Origin of the sequence: Nostoc sp. FACHB-888 (assembly GCF_014696655.1) — a bacterium.
Taxonomy (GTDB): domain Bacteria; phylum Cyanobacteriota; class Cyanobacteriia; order Cyanobacteriales; family Nostocaceae; genus Nostoc.
In genome coordinates this window covers 29517-48975 of record NZ_JACJQM010000035.1, presented here as the reverse complement: position 1 = coordinate 48975, position 19459 = coordinate 29517, and the positions used below count along the sequence as shown (strand labels likewise).

The 19459-nt window shown below is 42.4% G+C and carries 18 protein-coding genes; 11 read left to right on the top strand and 7 right to left on the bottom strand.

The window, feature by feature from the left end; translation table 11 throughout:
- Positions 1 to 3 precede the first annotated feature (3 nt).
- The 3 genes from H6G26_RS21120 to H6G26_RS21110 all read right to left on the bottom strand — a co-directional run bounded on the left by H6G26_RS21120 (position 4) and on the right by H6G26_RS21110 (position 2329).
- The gene (locus tag H6G26_RS21120; RefSeq protein WP_190731122.1) at positions 4 to 783 is read right to left on the bottom strand and encodes a nucleotidyl transferase AbiEii/AbiGii toxin family protein; all 780 of its coding nucleotides are present in this window, start codon (positions 781 to 783) and stop codon (positions 4 to 6) included.
- The gene (locus H6G26_RS21115) at positions 780 to 1016 is read right to left on the bottom strand and encodes a hypothetical protein (protein WP_190731121.1); all 237 of its coding nucleotides are present in this window, start codon (positions 1014 to 1016) and stop codon (positions 780 to 782) included. Before H6G26_RS21115 ends, H6G26_RS21120 begins: the two co-directional genes overlap by 4 nt.
- A gap of 80 nt (positions 1017 to 1096) precedes the next feature.
- Complete coding sequence (locus H6G26_RS21110; RefSeq protein WP_190731120.1) at positions 1097 to 2329, bottom strand: glycosyltransferase; 1233 nt, start codon at positions 2327 to 2329, stop codon at positions 1097 to 1099.
- Positions 2330 to 2446: 117 nt separating this feature from the next.
- On the opposite strand from H6G26_RS21110, the gene shc reads away from it, so the two are divergent.
- A complete protein-coding gene (gene shc / locus H6G26_RS21105; RefSeq protein ID WP_190731119.1) occupies positions 2447 to 4357 on the top strand; it encodes a squalene--hopene cyclase in 1911 nt (636 codons plus the stop codon).
- A 115-nt stretch (positions 4358 to 4472) separates the two neighbouring features.
- Here shc and H6G26_RS21100 read toward each other — a convergent pair whose 3' ends face one another.
- From H6G26_RS21100 to H6G26_RS21090, 3 genes are all read right to left on the bottom strand, one after another.
- On the bottom strand, positions 4473 to 4922 hold the full coding sequence (locus H6G26_RS21100; protein ID WP_190731118.1) for an orange carotenoid protein N-terminal domain-containing protein: 450 nt from the start codon (positions 4920 to 4922) through the stop codon (positions 4473 to 4475).
- Between the two features lie 654 nt (positions 4923 to 5576).
- Positions 5577 to 6068 carry an orange carotenoid protein N-terminal domain-containing protein gene (locus tag H6G26_RS21095; protein WP_190731117.1) on the bottom strand — a complete coding sequence of 164 codons (492 nt, stop codon included), beginning with the start codon at positions 6066 to 6068 and terminating at the stop codon, positions 5577 to 5579.
- A 393-nt stretch (positions 6069 to 6461) separates the two neighbouring features.
- The gene (locus H6G26_RS21090) at positions 6462 to 6860 is read right to left on the bottom strand and encodes a DUF6335 family protein (protein WP_190731116.1); all 399 of its coding nucleotides are present in this window, start codon (positions 6858 to 6860) and stop codon (positions 6462 to 6464) included.
- Between the two features lie 523 nt (positions 6861 to 7383).
- Here H6G26_RS21090 and H6G26_RS21085 point away from each other — a divergent pair.
- The 7 genes from H6G26_RS21085 to H6G26_RS21055 all read left to right on the top strand — a co-directional run bounded on the left by H6G26_RS21085 (position 7384) and on the right by H6G26_RS21055 (position 14048).
- Positions 7384 to 8481 (top strand): DJ-1/PfpI/YhbO family deglycase/protease, encoded by a 1098-nt coding sequence (locus H6G26_RS21085; protein ID WP_190731146.1) that lies wholly within the window; start codon positions 7384 to 7386, stop codon positions 8479 to 8481.
- Positions 8482 to 8587: 106 nt separating this feature from the next.
- Positions 8588 to 9286: an SRPBCC family protein gene (locus tag H6G26_RS21080; RefSeq protein ID WP_190731115.1), complete on the top strand. Its 699-nt coding sequence runs from the start codon at positions 8588 to 8590 to the stop codon at positions 9284 to 9286.
- 31 nt (positions 9287 to 9317) lie between these two features.
- Positions 9318 to 10487, top strand: a complete 1170-nt coding sequence (locus H6G26_RS21075) for a zinc-dependent alcohol dehydrogenase (protein WP_190731114.1) — start codon at positions 9318 to 9320, stop codon at positions 10485 to 10487.
- A 62-nt stretch (positions 10488 to 10549) separates the two neighbouring features.
- Positions 10550 to 10927: a hypothetical protein gene (locus tag H6G26_RS21070; protein ID WP_190731113.1), complete on the top strand. Its 378-nt coding sequence runs from the start codon at positions 10550 to 10552 to the stop codon at positions 10925 to 10927.
- Between the two features lie 145 nt (positions 10928 to 11072).
- Positions 11073 to 12242: a zinc-dependent alcohol dehydrogenase gene (locus H6G26_RS21065; RefSeq protein WP_190731112.1), complete on the top strand. Its 1170-nt coding sequence runs from the start codon at positions 11073 to 11075 to the stop codon at positions 12240 to 12242.
- Between the two features lie 7 nt (positions 12243 to 12249).
- Positions 12250 to 12591: a cupin domain-containing protein gene (locus tag H6G26_RS21060; RefSeq protein WP_190731111.1), complete on the top strand. Its 342-nt coding sequence runs from the start codon at positions 12250 to 12252 to the stop codon at positions 12589 to 12591.
- 590 nt (positions 12592 to 13181) lie between these two features.
- On the top strand, positions 13182 to 14048 hold the full coding sequence (locus H6G26_RS21055; protein ID WP_190731110.1) for a manganese catalase family protein: 867 nt from the start codon (positions 13182 to 13184) through the stop codon (positions 14046 to 14048).
- A gap of 383 nt (positions 14049 to 14431) precedes the next feature.
- Here H6G26_RS21055 and H6G26_RS21050 read toward each other — a convergent pair whose 3' ends face one another.
- The gene (locus H6G26_RS21050) at positions 14432 to 15667 is read right to left on the bottom strand and encodes a methionine gamma-lyase family protein (protein WP_190731109.1); all 1236 of its coding nucleotides are present in this window, start codon (positions 15665 to 15667) and stop codon (positions 14432 to 14434) included.
- A 90-nt stretch (positions 15668 to 15757) separates the two neighbouring features.
- Between H6G26_RS21050 and H6G26_RS21045 the strand changes: the two genes are divergently transcribed.
- The 3 genes from H6G26_RS21045 to H6G26_RS21035 all read left to right on the top strand — a co-directional run bounded on the left by H6G26_RS21045 (position 15758) and on the right by H6G26_RS21035 (position 19160).
- Positions 15758 to 16579 (top strand): acyl-CoA desaturase, encoded by an 822-nt coding sequence (locus tag H6G26_RS21045; protein ID WP_190731108.1) that lies wholly within the window; start codon positions 15758 to 15760, stop codon positions 16577 to 16579.
- A gap of 228 nt (positions 16580 to 16807) precedes the next feature.
- Complete coding sequence (locus H6G26_RS21040; protein WP_190731107.1) at positions 16808 to 17860, top strand: fatty acid desaturase; 1053 nt, start codon at positions 16808 to 16810, stop codon at positions 17858 to 17860.
- Positions 17861 to 18080: 220 nt separating this feature from the next.
- Positions 18081 to 19160: a fatty acid desaturase gene (locus tag H6G26_RS21035; RefSeq protein WP_190731145.1), complete on the top strand. Its 1080-nt coding sequence runs from the start codon at positions 18081 to 18083 to the stop codon at positions 19158 to 19160.
- Positions 19161 to 19459: the final 299 nt, after the last annotated feature.

The following is a 19459-nucleotide window of genomic DNA, read 5'->3' as shown; positions in this document are numbered from 1 at the left end:
TGTTTAAAAATCTTGTCGTTTTTGAATTTGTGTTTCTAAATCAGCAAAGATATCATGTTGTTCCCAAAAAGTTCTTGGAGTGTGAGATAAACCTAAATCTGTAGAGAGTAAATCAATACCGTCAATAATTTTGGGTATCTGAGCTTGATCGACTTGCAAGCTAAGAAAGCATTTCTCTCTGTAATCTGGTCTTTCTTGAAATAGTGTGATCGCTCTTTTCAAAGGGCGCATAACCTCATAGGCTTTTTCAGCCTTTTCAATTGATGCTTGAGGTATTGGAGATTGCAGCCTAAGAACTGCTAAATCGATTAAATCTCTTGCCTCAACGCTGTCATCTGCATAACGGTCAGAATTTGACAGCAGCTTAGAGGTAAAACAGTCATTGGAGCTTAAGCAGGGAATGAGTGACCAGTTTAGATATCTTGGTGGATCTATTTGAAAACGAGTTTCGGCAATAATTTCCGTTTTAATGGGCACATCATCCACAAAAACGATCATCCGAATTCCATATTGGTCAGTTGTGCTACGTCCAACTTGGATTTTACTTAAATCACGAAATAATGCTTCATGCCCACCATCAAATACCACTGTCCGCAGGTATTTGTAGCCTTCTGTACTAACAGAAGCGATAAAATCAACGTCCTTACTCCAGCGATATTCTTCAAACTCAAATGCAAGAAGGGTTCCGCCACCGAAGTAAGCAGAACCCTTCCCAAGTATTTCAGAATCTAAGGATTCAAGAACTGTGAGAATTTGATTATGGTGTTCTAACCTGAAGGTCATAAAGAAACTTGTAACCAAGATTTATACCGTCTGGCAAGTTCCTTAAGGAAATTGAGTTCTTCACCCTCAAGATTATTAAATAGGTCGTGATATTGCCAGCCACGCTCGTAGCGACTCAGCATTTGTTCTGAAGTAAAGCGATATACATCGGCAGTCTGCCAACAAATCGACTCCAGAAAAGGCAGTTTTTTGGGTACAATAACTGGATTAGTTGTTGGTGTTGCGGTTGTCATAACTCTTTTAATCAACCACTTTAGGCTTAACTTTAATTTTAGATTAGCACTAACGATTTTGAAATTCAATTTTATTCTAACTATAAATTATCTGGGTTGGGATAAACTCTTCCTTTCCAAGCGCCGCCGCGTCCTTGCCAGTGACGTAATGCTGAGTCTAGAGTCATCAGGGTATAGAGAAAAGCGATCGCAGGTAAACTAAATGCTAACCAAGGAGAACATTTATAAAAGCGGATTGTCGGGTAGTAAGCAAAAGTCATTAATAACCAACCGAATAAACCTGTAAATGCGATCGCCCAATTACCCCAAACTGCACCTAGAATTACACACATAGGTGAAACTAGATAAATCAGAGGCATTCCCACCAAAGTGCCCAATAGTAGTAATGGAGAATAATTAAGTTGGGTATAGGCAGTACGAGCAACCATATCCCAAATCGTCGCCAGCGAGTCATAGGGACGCAGACTCCGAGTCAAGCTACTCAATCCTAACCAGATACGGCCTTGATTGGGCATGGGGCATGGGGCATTGGGCATTGGGAATGGGGTATTTTCCTTGTCTTCTTTGCTTTTCTTAACAGCCTGAGCTAGGGCGCAATCGTCAATTAAAGCTTGGCGAATCACTTGAATACCACCGATTCGCTCTAAAGCTTCACGGGCGATTAGAATAGATCCCCCTGCGGCGGCGGCTGTGGGATTGTTGGGATTATTAACCCAGCGAAAGGGATAGAGTTTCTGGAAGAAAAAGACGAAAGCTGGAATCAAAAGTTTTTCCCAAAAGCTTTCACACCTGAGTCGCACCATTACCGAAACCAGGTCTAAATCTTCTTGAACAGCTTTCGCAACGAGTCGGCGGAGATTACCAGGATCATGCTCGATATCTGCATCAGTCAATAAAAAATAGTCAGGTGTGAATTTACTCGCGCTGTTTATACCTTGCTCAACTGCCCAAAGTTTGCCAGACCAACCAGAAGGCAGTGCTTCACCTGAGATAATATGCAATTGCTGGGGTTTACTTACAGCGTGTGCAACTTTTTCGGCAAAATTTGCTGTACCGTCTGTGCTGCGATCGTCTACCAAAAACACGTTGAAAGAACCAGGATAGTCTTGGAGTAAGAGCGATCGCAAGGTGGTTGGTAGCAATTGGGCTTCGTTACGGGCTGGAACGACGGCACAAACTACAGGTAACGATTGTAGCTGAGTTTCTGTAACCTCTAATTGCTGATCTGTCCGCCAAAATTGTCCCCAAAAACACAGTAATCCTAACCAAATTGTCAAGGATAACAGCATCAACCCTAACACAATTACACCCATGACCTATTGCAAATTCTCAGTGACTCAGACACAATACTATGTCTACCGATAGAGAAAAATAATTTTTTCTCTGTAGTGCCGTGTTTATAACTAGGTGTTGAGGTTGAACGGTATTTTATGCAAACACAAGACAGGGTAAAAGTCAATCAAGTCGCAGATGCGATCGCAGCCAGCCAACAATATTTGCTTTCGATTCAAAATCCGGCAGGTTACTGGTGGGCAGAGTTAGAATCTAATGTCACCATCACTGCTGAAGTCGTCCTCCTGCATAAAATTTGGGGAACAGACCAAGGCAGACCTTTACACAAAGTTGAAGCCTACCTGCGTCAACAGCAACGGCAGCATGGTGGCTGGGAACTTTACTACGGTGATGGCGGAGAACTTAGCACCTCGGTTGAAGCCTACATGGCGCTAAGACTGCTAGGTGTATCAGCAACCGATCCGGCGATGATTCGGGCGCAAGCTTTTATTCTCCAACGGGGTGGTATCAGCAAAACTCGGATTTTCACCAAATTGCATCTAGCCTTGATTGGCTGCTACAACTGGCGCGGTATTCCCTCGCTACCACCTTGGCTGATGCTGTTACCAAAAGCTTTCCCCGTTAATATCTATGAAATGTCTAGCTGGGCACGTTCCAGCACAGTACCATTGCTGATTGTATGCGATCGCAAACCTGTTTTTATCACCAACCCAACTATCAACCTAGATGAGCTATACGCTGAAGGCGTTGATCAAGTCCGGTGGGAATTACCCCAAAGTGGCGATTGGACAGATTTATTCCTCACCCTCGATCAAGGGTTCAAGTTGGCCGAAAGCCTGAATTTAGTACCCTTCCGCCAAGAGGGCATCAAAGCTGCCGAAAAATGGATTTTAGAACGCCAAGAAGCTACAGGCGACTGGGGTGGCATTATTCCGGCGATGCTGAATTCAATGCTGGCTTTGCGATGTCTGGATTATCACCGAAGCGACCCGATTGTGGAACGAGGTTTGCAAGCAATTGATAACTTTGCCATTGAAACAGAGAATAGTTACCGAGTACAACCCTGTGTTTCACCCGTTTGGGATACAGCTTGGGCAATGCGTGCCTTAATAGAATCTGGCTTTGCACCAGATTATCCAGCTGTAGTAAAGGCTGGAGAATGGTTGCTGCAAAAACAAATTTTAGATTACGGAGATTGGGCTGTAAAAAATCACCAGGGAAAACCAGGGGCTTGGGCTTTTGAGTTTGACAATCGCTTTTATCCCGATGTAGACGACTCGGCGGTGGTAGTGATGGCTTTACATTTGGTGAAACTGCCCAATGAAAAAATTAAGCAGGCTGCGATCGCTCGTGCCTTAAACTGGATTGCATCTATGCAATGTAAACCAGGTGGATGGGCTGCTTTTGATTTGGACAATGATCAAGATTGGCTGAACTCCATCCCTTATGGCGACTTGAAAGCCATGATTGATCCAAACACCGCAGATGTTACGGCTAGAGTCGTAGAAATGCTTGGTGCTTGTGATTTGTCAATAGATAGTTATAATTTAGAGCGATCGCTTACTTATCTTCTGCGCGAACAAGAAACCGAAGGCTGTTGGTTTGGTCGTTGGGGTGTAAATTATATCTACGGCACTAGTGGCGTTTTGTCAGCCTTAGCGTTAATTGATCCTCAAAAGCATAAACTCAGTATAGAACGAGGAGCAGCTTGGTTAATTAGATGCCAAAACCCAGATGGTGGTTGGGGTGAGACTTGCCGCAGCTACGACGACCCCAGTCTTAAAGGAAAAGGAAATAGTACTGCATCTCAAACTGCTTGGGCTTTAATTGGCCTCTTGGCAGCCGGTGAAGCAACTGGTCAATTAGCTCTTAAGGTTATTGAGCGAGGAATTGACTATCTAGTTGCAACTCAACAGCCAGATGGTACTTGGTTTGAGGCAGACTTTACAGGTACTGGCTTCCCCTGCCATTTTTATCTCAAGTATCATATGTATCAACAATACTTTCCTTTAATTGCCCTAGGTCGCTATCAAGCAGTTTTGTGCTAATGGAAGCAGGGGAGACGAGTATCAAAGACTCATTCACGAGTATTAAAAACTTGTCGGCGAGTATTAAAAATAAAGGTGAGGCTATGCCCCACCTACGTTTCTTAACTCAAAACTGTTACAGCACTTGCTTGAAGAAAGTCACTAAATCCTCAATGTTCGGTGTATCAAGTAAATCTACTACTTCTGTAGCTTTTTCAGAAGGTATATAGTCATCTGGTATACCAATGATTGTAGTTCCCAAGTTTTGGGCTAATTGATACCAAAAAGCTAATTTATCATCAACGTTCATTGAAGCATACTCTTCAGTAGGAATTGCTGTTTCCCCTACTTCATCTTGGTTTAGCAACTGACGCAAACCAGAAACCTGTTCCTGCTGTGGCAGGTTTTGAATTTGTGCAACTAAATTCGCAGTTTTTTCGTTTGGCACATCATTGAGAGCGATCGCTGGAATTTCATCAGAAATTTCAGTGTAAAGTAAAGATAGCACAGTCAGGCGATCGTCGGCATCTAAATTCTTAAATTTTGATACACTTTGTTCTAAAAAATTGACGTTCGTAGAAGTCATAAAACACCTCACAGTAATTAACTACTTAATTAAAAAAATATCGAGTGAAAATTGTAATCCTGCCTTGAACCAGTTTGATTCTCGCTTTGCTCGAAAACAAAATGAGGTAAATCACTTCATTTTGGTAAAGCTGTTTTGCTGGAAACAATTCATGCTAATCGTGTATCTGTCATCTTAGGTATCAATCCTAAGTTTTTATTACTTTGCAATAATTTATGTTAGCAATGTATCTATTCTATTAGGGGGTATTGTATCATAGCTTAATTATTAAATATGTCTAACCATTGTTTAGCGATCGCCAAAACAACCTCTAAAGATATATATAAACAAAGAGTAAGAGTTTTAATTTTGCTCTGTGTTTATTTATCAAAAAAAATAAAAACGCCAGTCATCAAAATTTAGCTTTATATTAACCGACTGGCGAACATAGCTAGTTTTAAGAAAAGGGTTATAACACCCTTACTCCTCTTATGAAGGCAATGCTGCATATCGCAGGTTGGTAAGCCTACACTAATACCGATCGCCTAAACCTGGTGGAAAGTAAAGACATTTTGATTGTTGAATCTTACTACAACCAAATCAACTTGGTATAACAGCGATCGCCATTTGGAGACTAAAAAGGTAGCCTCAAGGGGCCTAAAAACTTCAAAAGTGCTAAATTTCAGCACCTGGCTTTGCTTCAGCACCCATTGGCGAAACATAATCACGGAAAAGAGTCATTTGTTGCTCAAACTCTAATCCTTGAATTCTGCCAAACAACTCTTGACATTCTGAGGGAAGTTCATAGTCCGAAGGTACAGGAATGATAGTACCATTATCCATACCTTGAGATAATCGATACCAAAATAGTAGCTTGGTGGTATCACCCAAAGAACCATATTCACGAGATATTAGGGTATCGGCTTTATTTATCAAGTCACGCTGAACTTGTAATTGTTGTTCGTGAGATAATTCATTAACTTGATTAAACAAACCTTCAGCAATTTCTGGAGAAACAGTGCTAGCACCAGGAGCAGCTGGCGTAATCGACTTACCCATTTCTTTGTAAATGAACCAAAATAAAGCCAGTTGTTGATCCACATCCAACTGTTGCCAAGCTTGGACATGCTCACGAATAGTTGGATCGCTAGTTTGTGTAAATGTCATTATTAACTCCAATTGCAATTATTTAATTTCATTAGCAAGGTTATCAAATGTACATTTAGGGTTTGACCCTACTAAAGACAGATGTATTGGAATCATAAAGAAGAACAATTATAAGCAGAACATAAATTTGGCATAATTTAGTCCTGCATTGGAAGTATTACAGTTATATCAAAACCAGAAATAATGCTTGTCTTTGGTAAGGTAAAAAAATTAGCAATGGGAATGCTGCTAAATTGAGATATTCTCAGAAAGTATTTCGGTAGGTAGATGCTAGTTTTGTTTTGACAGTACTTTTATAAGTACGACCCAATGCCACGACATTAATTTGTTGATGCCAACATTCAATTTTTGAATGTACAGTACGAATACGTACGGCTTCTGCCTTTCTTGAGCTTATTCTCGCCGATCTTGATAATCTTCAGAAGACTTGGGATCTAACTCCCAGCGAGAATCATCACGTTCCTCTAAAATTTCGTTGGTACGCAGAAAGGCAAAATCATCCATTTCTAGCCCTACTGCTGCTTCTAGCTCCTCAGTTACATTTTGATCGGGAGTGGAAGTACTACCACCAACAGCTTCATCCCCAACTGCATCTGCATCTTGCCAATAAGCATCAACATCGCCACCAGTGAGTTCAGGACTAGTTTCTGTATACTCCTGTCTTTCTGCTCTCATTGAGCGCCCACCAATATTGTATCCCGGTAAGTCTTTTACACCTGTACCGTAGGATTCGGTGATTTCCTGTGGCAAATCATTGGTTTCAATTTCGTCATTATGATCTTTTTCTGCCATGATACTAGCCCTTTTGTGCATTCTCACAATAACGTTTTCCTGCCACTAAGTTGTCTTACTAGAGATGTATAGCTTTAGAAATAAAATAATCTATCCCCTTGGAACGAAGCTAAAGTACCTATCGGGTCATACTATTGTAAATATGAATTGATGGTCAAGGAACTTGTAGTTGAAGTTTTTAATTATGAGTTAGTAACTCTCAAACCGAAGCTATTCAGTAGGCAAGTTCTCGCTCATAACTATTTTATTGGTGAGCAAAAATAAAAATTTAAGTTTAGCCTTCGGGCTGTATTTCCTGTGTTAAAAAATGCTATTAGCCTAGAATTATTTGCTGCTTTACATAGCCATTTATCTCACGATTACGAAGAACTGTTTGGAACTCAACCAACAAGTAAATTAATTCGATAATTAAGGAATCCAAACAAATTTTTTCAGAAAAAATTTTGGCTGTTTAACGGCCCTAATTGATTAATATGGTAGCTAGTTAAATACTAGAAATAAACAGGTGATAACATCTATGACTATGACTGACCATAACACTCATTCCGGTAAGAAAAAAGTTGCCATCCTCATTGAACAGGCAGTAGAGGATGCAGAATTTACAGTTCCTTATAATGGACTAAAACAAGCAGGAATGGAGGTAGTAGTCCTCGGTTCCCGAATGAATGAAAAATATAAGGGTAAACGCGGCAAACTTAGCATACAAGCGGATGGGACAACCACAGAAGCGATCGCAGCCGAATTCGACGCAGTGATTATTCCTGGTGGGATGGCTCCTGATCAAATGCGACGGAACACCAACACAGTACGTTTTGTCCAAGAAGCTATACAACAAGGAAAATTAGTTGCTGCTGTTTGTCATGGGCCACAAGTTTTGATTGAAGGTGACTTGCTCAAAGGTAAACAAGCCACTGGTTTTATCGCTATTGCCAAGGACATGATTAACGCTGGCGCAAAATATCTAGATGAGCCGGTGGTAGTTGACGGAAATTTGATTACATCTCGTGAACCTGGAGACTTGCCAATTTTTACCACAGCTATTTTGAGCCGTTTGGGTTATGGTGGCAAAGATGCTGCATTACCAAATGAAAAAGACACAAGTGCTGAATGGTGGAAGCTGGCTGATGCTTGGGGTGGCTCAACTAAAGGTGAGATCACCAAAGGTTTAAATAATGCCCTTGCTGGTGAACGTTATTCGCTAGAAGCATTTGAAAACTACTTGCAAAAGGAATCAGATAACGAAGTTAACTCAGTCTTTCAAGAAATAATTGCTAATAAACAGCGCCACATTCAAAAACTGGAAACTTATCTTCAGCGATTGGGCGAAAAACCCTCTTTAGGCGCAAATATTGCCAATCAGTATGCCAAGGTCAAAACTGCCATGACCGGAAGTGATGATATATATCAGTTACGTTCTGCTTTAGGTGATGTGCAAACTGGTATCGGCGATATTGGCAATTTGTCTGCAATGTTCACTGACCCAGTAGCAACTGCTATTTTCAAAGAAATCTACCACGATTTATTGAAATACGAACAGCGATTGGCACAGTTGTATCGGGCACGGATAGTAGCTCAGATTCAGCCTCCTAAGCCCACTACAGGGGCTGCTGTGTCAATGTAAGGTTTTTTGAACGTAGACGGCTACCGAAGAGGCGCAAATAACACACAAGAAAGAAGAGGGTATTTGCGCCTTGATGGTGAATTTACAGTAATGGAGATATAAAATAGTGACTTCAACATCAGGGGATAAATCAAGTACAAACCAGCCAGAAGCTAGTGAAGTAGAGCGTTGGGCATCCCTTATCGGTGGCGGTGCGATGGTGCTGATGGGTTTAAGGCAAGGTTCATTGCGAGGAGCGCTGACGGCTTTAGCCGGTAGCGGTTTGGTTTATCAAGGTGCAACCAAGCAAAGCACAATCCAGAAAGCACAGGAAGCAATAGGTCTAAACCAGCCCATCAAAGTTGAAAAGACGGTAACTATCAATAAATCGGCAGAAGAATTATACCGCTTTTGGCACGACTTTGAGAATTTGCCCACATTTATGAAGCATCTCAAATCTGTTAAGGTGTACAACGAAAAACGTTCTCATTGGGTTGCCAATGCACCTTTGGATAATACAGTAGAATGGGATGCAGATATTCTCGAAGACCGGGAAAATGAATTTATTTCTTGGGCTTCTGTAGAAGGTGCAGACATTGATAATTCTGGTTTTGTTCGCTTCAAAAAAGCACCAGGCGATCGCGGCACGGAGGTTAAGGTTGTTTTGGAGTATAACCCCCCCGGTGGAGCATTGGGAGCTACCGTAGCTAAACTTTTTGGTGAAGAACCAGAACAGCAAATTGGCGATGAATTACGCCGCTTCAAGATGCTAATGGAAGCAGGCGAAATCGCCACAACAGAAGGTCAAACTTCTGGACGCAGCTAGTTATTTGCTCAATGCCCAATGATTAATAAATATGAAAGCAGTCTGCTGGAACGGTGCTAATGATGTGCGGGTACAGTCGGTACCAGATCCGACAATTCTCAACCCGCGTGATGCGATTATTAAAATTACTTCCACGGCGATTTGTGGCTCTGATCTACATATATATGGTGGCTATATTCCCACAGTGCAACAGGGTGACATTATTGGTCACGAATTTATGGGGGAAGTCGTGGAAGTTGGCAGAGGAGTCAACAATTTAAAAATAGGCGATCGCGTTGTTGTTCCTTCCACGATTGGCTGTGGTAATTGCCATTATTGCCAACGTGATATGTGGTCATTGTGCGATAATTCCAATCCCAAAGGTTGGATTGAAGAAAAATTGTTCGGCAATGTTACCTCAGCCATTTATGGCTACTCCCACATGTTAGGTGGCTATGCAGGCGCACAAGCAGAATATATCCGTGTACCCTTTGCTGATGTGGGTGTTGTTAAAGTTCCGCCAGACTTGCCGGATGAGATGTTGTTATTCATCTCCGATGCTATCCCCACCGGTTATATGGGCGCAGAATTATGCGATATTCAACCGGGTGATACTGTAGCCGTTTGGGGTTGCGGTGCTGTTGGACAATTTGCCATGATTAGCGCCTACATGATGGGAGCCGAAAAAGTGATCGGTATAGATCGCTTTCCTGAACGCCTGGAAATGGCGAAAAAGTTTGCCAAAGCAGAAGTGATTAACTACGAAGAAGTTAATGCTGGCGAAGCGTTGAAAGAGATGACTGGTGGACGTGGCCCCGATGCTTGCATTGATGCCGTTGGTTTAGAAGCACACGGCGTTGGTATTGAAGACTTCTACGACCAGACAAAACAAAAGCTCAAATTGGAAACCGACCGTCCCCACGTTTTGCGGGAAATGATGGTCGCCTGTCGTAAAGGCGGGACTCTTTCAATCATGGGTGTTTATGGTGGTTTTGTAGACAAAATACCATTGGGTGCAGCCTTTAATAAAGGACTAACCTTTAGGATGGGACAAATGCATGGACAAAAATATATGCATTCGTTATTGCAAATGATTTTGGATGGAAAACTTGATCCATCCTTCGTTGTCACCCATCAATTACCACTAGAACAAGCACCCCACGCCTACAACATCTTTCAACAAAAAAAGGATAACTGCATCAAAGTTGTTCTTAAACCCTAAATGGCGAATAGTCATTCAGTGTTTGGATTTGTACACCTTACATAATAGAATTGAGGTTTTTTATGAATCGAGTAAGTTCTTGGCTGCGGAATATTCGCATTTCCCAAATCCTTGTAGTTTTCCTAGTAGGATTTATGTTTTTACTGGGTCAAGCTTTTACCTACGTTAATGTAGCACAAGCTGATGTTAAAACTCCAGAGGGTACTTATTATAAAGGAATCCCAGACGAGCTAAATAATCCCCAGGTAGAAAATACTGGTAATAGATTAAAAAGCGCTGCTGATACTATCCGCGAGAAGTTAAACTTGGATGAAGAAACTCCTCGAGCTACAAAAGAGTTTCTGAAGTCTACAAAAAATAAAGTTGAAGAAACAGTTCAGCCATTGACTGAAACTAAAGAAGGTTATTACCAAAATCCTCCATCAAGCACTAAGAGATAGAGTCTAGGTTTTTGACTCATACATTGCTCAACCAAATTTGAGTAGTGACTGAGACGCGATAATTATCGCGTCTCAAAATCAGGCTAAATCGAGTATTTATCTTGATATAAACAAGCCATAAATCATAACTAAGGAATAAATAATTATGAAAGCAGTTTGCTGGCATGGAGCAAACGACGTTCGGGTTGATACAGTTCCCGACCCCAAAATTCTCAACCCACGCGATGCCATTGTTAAAATTACTTCTACGGCAATTTGCGGTTCAGATTTGCATATTTATGATGGCTACATTCCCACCATGCAAAAGGGCGATATCCTTGGTCATGAATTCATGGGGGAAGTTGTAGAACTTGGAAGTGCGGTTAAAAATGTGAAGGTAGGCGATCGCGTCGTTGTTCCTTTTACTATATCTTGTGGTAGTTGCTTTTTCTGCAATCGGGATTTATGGTCACTGTGCGATAACTCTAACCCCAATGCTTGGTTAGTAGAAAAGCAAATGGGTCATTCGCCAGCAGGACTATTTGGCTACTCTCATTTATTCGGTGGTTACGCTGGTGGTCAAGCAGAGTATGCACGAGTACCCTTTGCCGATGTAGGTTTGCTCAAAATTCCCGATGGTTTAACGGATGAGCAAGTGCTATTTTTAACAGATATTTTTCCCACTGGCTATATGGCAGCCGAGAACTGCAACATTAAACCTGGTGATATTGTTGCCGTTTGGGGTTGTGGTCCAGTTGGGCAATTCGCCATAAAAAGCGCATATATGCTCGGCGCGGAACGTGTTATCGCCTTTGACCGGATTCCTGAACGGCTGCAAATGGCTAAAGAATACGGCAAAGCAGAAGTTCTGAACTATGAAGAAGTGAATGTAGGCGAAGCACTCAAAGAAATGACTGGCGGTCGTGGCCCCGATGCTTGCATAGATGCAGTAGGAATGGAGGCACACGGCACAGATTTTATGGCATTCTACGACCAGGTAAAGCAAGCAGTACGCCTCGAAACAGACCGTCCAACGGCATTACGGCAAGTAATAGTATCTGCTGCTAAAGGTGGTCACGTATCAATTGCGGGTGTGTACGGTGGCTTCCTTGACAAAATCCCGATGGGTGCTGCCATGAACAAGGGATTAACCTTTAAAATGGGACAAACAAATGTCCATAGGTATTTACGACCCTTGTTAGAACGGATTCAAAACGGTGAAATCGATCCAACCTTTATCATCACCCATACTTTACCTCTAGAACAAGCGCCCCACGGCTACGAAATTTTTAAGCACAAGAAAGATAACTGCATCAAAGTTGTACTCAAACCGTAAGGTGATTATGAGCGATACCAGCGTTAAAAAAATAGATTCTACCCATTCCCCTAAAGGTAAACTCGGTCAGAAGTATCTTGCTTCTGGTAAATCTATTTCCATGCGTCTTTGGGAAGACGAACAACCAAATGAAGACAAAGAACCAGCTTCGCGCGACTATGAAACAGTTGGTTATGTAATTAATGGTCGTGCCGAATTGCACATTGAAGGGCAAATGATTTTGCTAGAGCCTGGAAATTCTTGGGTTGTACCCAAAGGAGCCAGCCACACATACAAAATCCTGGAACCATTCACGGCTGTTGAAGCAACCAGTCCACCGGCTCAAGTCCACGGACGGGATGAGAATTAAGCTACAGATAGATAACAAGCCGTTTTCAATGAAGAGGCAGAGGGCAGCGAGTAGGAGCAGGGGGCAGGGAGCAGGGAGCAGGGGGAAATGACCTCATCTTGCTGTGGAATGAACGAGGGAACATGGGTCTGAGTCCCCCACAACAGGGGATGTGGTTCTTGTAAAGAGCGATAAGTTAACGCAACAGGTGGGTTAGTTACGTAGCTCTGTCGTAAAGGCTGCGTCATATCTATGCTTAGGGCGCAGCCTCTCGTAGAGAAGTGCCGAATCCCAATTCTTTTCCATCCCCCTTGCCTCTTTCTAAATGTAGGCATTTGGTAGGGTAGCACAGCTGTGCTACCCTACTGTCTTTTGGTTATACCTTTCTCGAAATAAGCCAGGGGTTTATGAAATCCTTTCCTAGACAGAACTATAAATAAAAAAGCCCTAGTCGGAATACTTATTTAAAAGTATTTTTTTTATCAGACTAGAGGCTGATGAAGATAAAGCATTTGATTAGTTTCCTAGTAATAAGAGGCTACGCAAAATCGCATAAAAGTTTGGCAACTGTTTGATTTTGTGTAAACGACATCTATTAACGAGGAATTCAAATGTTTTATCACAATAAGAAACTTCAGTATTTTAAGCCACCAGAAAAACCAGATGCAGTTTACGCAATGAAAATTCAAGAACTCATTGGCGGCACTTTTGGTGAAATGACGGTGATGATGCAGTATCTGTTTCAGGGTTGGAACTGTCGAGGCCCTGCCAAGTACCGAGATATGCTGCTAGACGTTGGGACTGAAGAAATCGGTCATATTGAGATGCTGGCAACGATGATTGCCCATCTTCTAGATAAAGCGCCGATCAAAATGCAAGAAGAAAGTGCAAAAGATGCGGTAGTAGGTGCGGTAATGGGCGGTAGTAGCCCACGGGATGTAATTATGGCAGCGGCGATGAACCCCCAACACGCCATTGTGTCTGGTTTGGGTGCAACACCATCTGATAGCGTCGGCTATCCTTGGAACGGTCGCTTTATTGTCTCCAGTGGTAACCTGTTGGCAGATTTCCGGTCTAATCTTCACGCCGAAAGTCAAGGACGTTTGCAAGCAGTGCGACTGTATGAGATGACCGACGATCCAGGGGTGAAAGATACCTTAAGCTTTATGATCGCTCGTGACACCATGCATCAAAACTTGTGGCTAGCAACCATTGAAGATTTAGAAAGCTCTGGAATGGAAACCACTCCGGTTCCTAGTTCCTTCCCATTGGAATTGGAAAAACGCGAGTTTTCTTATCAGTTCTGGAATCACTCAGAAGGCACAGAAAGCTCTGAAGGTCGTTGGGCAAAAGGCCCCTCAATGGATGGCAAAGGCGAATTTGAGTATGTGGAAAATCCCCAACCACTAGGTCCAGAACCGCAACCTCCTGTGCCCGATCCAAGACTGCATGGTACCTCGAAAATGCCACAGGCATAAGGCAACGGTTTGATCGCACCTCTTTGATTGAGCATACAACAACTATCAGTGGCTAATCATTGGCATAGAGTTGCATTCACATCTGAATAAGACTTGATTCCCCCAATTCTCCTTGCAAAAGAAGGTTGGGGGAATTTTTGATGAAGATGCATCAGGTAGCTATCATTTGGTAGTTTGATAAATTAGGAACGTGAAATTAGTGAGAGCGATGCTAGAAACGAAATCCCTAATATAACAAATGCGTAGGCGTAGCCAGCCGTAGGTATCGCCGAAATAACAAATGGGTTCGCCGAAATAACAAATGCGTAGGCGTAGCCAGCCGTAGGCATCGCTTTTCACTAATTTCTCAATAAACCTGACGCCCTGCGGGATATATCCTGTAATCAATCACCAGCACTTCCTATTGCATCGATCGCAGCTTCTAGTGCGATCGCTACATGAGTCCAATGAGTCCCCCCCTGGCAATAAACCACATACGGTTCACGCAAAGGCCCATCTGCCGATAATTCCAAGGTACTCCCTTCAATAAATGTCCCCCCAGCCATGACTACTTTGCTCTCATACCCCGGCATTTCATCTGGAACAGGGTCAAGATAGGAACCAATGGGAGAATGCTGTTGTATGGCTTTACAGAAAGCAATTAGCTTTTCGGCAGAACCGAGTTTGATTGCCTGAATTACATCTCCACGGGGAGCCAGAGGTGCGGGATTCACTGGATAACCGAGTTTGTCAAATACATAACCAGTTAAGTATGTCCCTTTCATCGCCTCTCCTACCATTTGCGGAGCCAGAAATAAGCCTTGGAACAGCAGGCGATTTTGGTCAAAAGTAGCGCCACCATAACTCCCGATACCGGGAGCAGTAAGGCGACAAGCAGATGCTTCCACTAAGTCGGCGCGACCGGCAACATAACCACCAGCGCTGACAATAGTTCCACCAGGATTTTTAATCAGCGATCCCGCCATTAAATCAGCACCTACGGCTGTAGGTTCCTTGGTTTCAATAAATTCGCCGTAGCAGTTATCCACAAAGCAAACGGTGTTCGGGTTTTGCTGTTTGACTAAGTGGACAATTTTTTCAATATCAGCAATTGATAAACTAGGCCGCCAAGAATAGCCACAAGAACGCTGAATTAACACTAAACGAGTGTTTTCAGTCACATTAGTACTTAAAGCTTGCCAATCTATAGTTCCTTCTGAGGTTAGCTCCAATTGGCGGTAATTTATGCCAAACTCGATAAGAGAGCCTTGACCTTGACCACGTAAACCAATGACTTCTTCAAGCGTATCGTAGGGAGAACCGACCACTGCTAACATTTCATCTCCAGGACGGAGAACACCAAACAAAGCACAGGCGATCGCATGAGTTCCCGAAACGAACTGCACCCGCACCGCCGCAGCTTCAGCACCCATAACTTCGGCAAAAACTTTATCTAAAGTTTCTCGTCCTAAATCATCGTGACCATAGCCACTTACACCAGCAAAATGGTGTGCGCCCACACGGTGATTACGAAAGGCATCCAGCACTCGTTTTAGATTATGCTTGATATGAGTGTCAATTCCAGAAAAAATTTCTAATAGTGCCTGTTCTGCTTGCTGCAGCTGCTCTAAGCTGTTCATCAGTTCCTCGTTCAAAAAAAATTAAATTATAGATATGCGGATTTTAAAATCGCGCAGACTAGGCTGGAAAATTCAAATTCAGGTTACTGCATGACAATTGCTACCTCAACTAAACCTCAAATTAACTGGGTTAATACCCTGTTCTTCATTGCACTGCACATCGGCGCTTTATTTGCCTTTGTTCCTGGTAACTTTAGCTGGACGGCAGTTGGTGTGGGTGTCTTGCTATATTGGGTGACTGGCGGCTTAGGCGTTACTCTAGGATTTCATCGCCTTGTCACCCATCGCAGTTTTCAAACTCCCAAGTGGCTAGAATATCTCCTGGTTTTCTTTGGGACACTCTCCTGTCAAGGAGGCCCAATTGAGTGGATAGGGACACATCGTATCCATCATTTACACTCGGATACTGACGCTGATCCACATGATTCTAATAAAGGGTTCTGGTGGAGCCACATGGATTGGCTGATTCATTTTTGTCCCGCTCACGCTGATGTTCCTCGTTTCACCAAAGACATTGCAGAAGACCCAGTTTATCAGTTTTTAGAAAAATATTTCATTTTGATCCAGGTTGCTCTGGGTGTATTGCTTTTGCTTCTGGGTGGCTGGCCCTTTGTTATTTGGGGAATTTTTGTTCGCATTGTGTGGGTTTACCACTGCACTTGGTTGGTGAACAGCGCTACTCATAAATTTGGCTATCGGAGCTATGATTCTGGGGATCAATCGACTAATTGCTGGTGGGTAGCCGTACTAGTTTTCGGTGAAGGCTGGCATAATAACCATCATGCTTTTCAATACTCAGCTCGTCATGGGTTGGAATGGTGGGAAATCGATTTAACTTGGATGACTGTTCAATTGCTGCAAGCAGTTGGTCTGGCTACTAATGTGAAGTTGGCCCCAACAAAAGTTAGTTAGGGGTTAGGAGTTAGGGGTTAGGAGCTGAAGTTGGAGTTTGGAGTTATGATGCGTAACGTTTTTAACTCATAACTCATCACTTCTAACTCCTAACTTTTCAAAAAGCTATTTACTGGTGCGCTTGTGTCGGTTAGATTGCTATAATCCGAAGCGCTAATATTAAGAAATTTTGCGGCAAGTTGCTTTTTTAGTGACTTGGTGGAGGAGTTTGTTCTTTTTCAGGTGTTCATGACTACATCAATAATTAATAGCCAGAAACTAAGTGACGAGCCTAGTAATTCCGACTTTCGGCTCAAAGATATTGTCAAAACGCTGCCACGGGAATGTTTTCAGCAGAATCGTCGCAAAGCTTGGACACAAGTACTGCTCAGTGTCTTGGCGGTTGGCTTGGGCTATTACAGCCTGATTATCACTCCTTGGTTTCTCTTGCCCCTGGCTTGGATTTTTACGGGCACTGCTTTAACAGGTTTTTTTGTAATTGGCCATGATTGTGGTCACAGATCTTTTGCCAAACGTCGTTGGGTAAATGATTTGGTAGGGCATTTCTTCATGATGCCGTTGATTTACCCCTTTCACAGTTGGCGCATTAAGCATAATTATCACCATACTCATACCAACAAGCTGGATGAGGATAACGCTTGGCATCCAATCAGACCAGAAGTGTTTGAAGATTGGGATAAAACCCGGCAGTCTGCTTTTGAGCTATTCATGCGTAAACGCCTCTGGTGGGTAGGTTCCATTGGACATTGGGCTGTAGTGCATTTTGATTGGCGGAACTTCAAAACGAAAGACCAATCGAGCATCAAGCTTTCTGTAGCAGTAGTAGTTGTGTTTGCGGCGATCGCTTTCCCAATTCTCATCGCTACAACTGGTATCTGGGGATTTGTCAAGTTTTGGCTAGTGCCTTGGATGATTTACCATTTTTGGATGAGTACTTTTACTATTGTTCACCACACTGCCGCAGATGTTCCTTTTGCGACAGCGAACAAGTGGAACGAAGCTCTAGCACAGCTAAATGGCACTATTCATTGCGATTATCCGCGCTGGGTAGAAATCCTGTGCCACGATATTAATGTTCATGTCCCTCATCATATTTCCACTGCGATTCCTTCTTATAATTTGCGGCTAGCTTACAGCAGCATCAAAGAAAATTGGGAGCCTTATCTGCATGATGAATGTCAGTTTTCTTGGCCTTTAATGAAGCAGATTACAGACCAATGTCAACTATACACAACTGATGTTGGCTATAAGACTTTCAACGAACATTACACACAGCAATAAATAGCGCTGTGATTACACTCACGCTCTTGAACCAACGAGAGCGTTTATCATGCTGTGTTTAAATAGAATCTGGCAATTTATTACTGACTAAATATTGTTAGGCAAATTGCCAGAAATTATCCTCTTGTTTGTTAGCGATCGCTAGTATCATGGGCATCCTAGAGGTGAGATTATCTTGTCTCAAATCAAGTTCCGATTTATATCTAAACAAAAGAATCCAGTGCCATCAAATATCATCACGTCCAACAATCCTCCTGGCTTTGAAACGTCTGAGGATACAACTAAATTACCTTTCACACTTGGGGATTTAAAAGCTGCAATTCCTGCTGAATGCTTTCAGCCCAATGTCACAAAATCACTTTTTTACTTTTTTCGTGATATCGTGATTATCGCTCTGCTTTATGCAGTTGCTTCTTACCTGGATTCTTGGCTTTTCTTTCCGATTTTCTGGCTAATGCAAGGAACGATGTTTTGGGCTTTGTTTGTAGTAGGACATGACTGCGGACACCAATCTTTTTCTAAGCATAAATGGCTCAATGATTTGATTGGACATCTTTCTCACACACCAATACTTGTTCCTTATCATGGTTGGCGGATTAGTCACAGAACTCATCACAAAAATACTGGCAACATCGATAACGATGAAAGCTGGTATCCTGTGACAGAATCCCAATATAAGGAGATGCCTTTAGCCCAAAAAATAGGCAGATATTATGTTTTTCTTTTGGCTTATCCTGTGTATCTGTTTAAGCGTTCTCCTAATAAAGAAGGCTCTCACTTTTTGCCCAGTAGTTCGCTTTTCAAACCATCGGAAAAATGGGATGTCATCACTAGTACTGTACTGTTGATTGGCATGGTAGGTTTGCTAGGTTTCCTCACCTACCAATGGGGCTGGATGTGGTTGCTGAAATATTACGCTGTGCCCTACCTGGTGTTCATAGTTTGGCTAGATTTGGTGACATTCTTGCACCATACTGAGCCAGAGCTTCCCTGGTATCGTGGAGAAGATTGGACTTTCCTAAAAGGCGCAATTTCTAGCATTGACCGTAACTATGGTTTGATCAATCATATCCATCACGATATCGGTACTCATGTTGCTCACCATATATTCCTTAACATCCCTCACTACAATTTGCTGAAAGCAACTGAGGCAATAAAACCAGTGATGGGTGAGTATTTCCATAAATCGGAAGAACCGATTTGGAAGTCAGTATGGAATTCATGTATCAGCTGCCATTTTGTACCTGATACTGGTAGTAAGGTTTACTACACATCCAATAATAAGTTAGCTAAAGACTAAGACTCATATTCCCGGCTTCTCTAGAGAAGCCGGGAATATTGTATTTTCGTCAACGCTTTCTGGCTATTGACCGTTTAGTAGTCTTTTATTTAGATCAACTTTTATAAAAGTTGTATTAAAGATTACCTAAATACCTTGCTAAAACTTACTTATTGAGGCGCGTTGCCGTAGCCCGCCGCAGGCATCGTATATTAAATTATTAGTGACTCTAATTTTGCCATTATTTGAGCGTCTTTAGCTTGTGGTAAATTCTATTAAAATACAGAGGTAAAATAAAAATAAATAAACAGATGGCATTG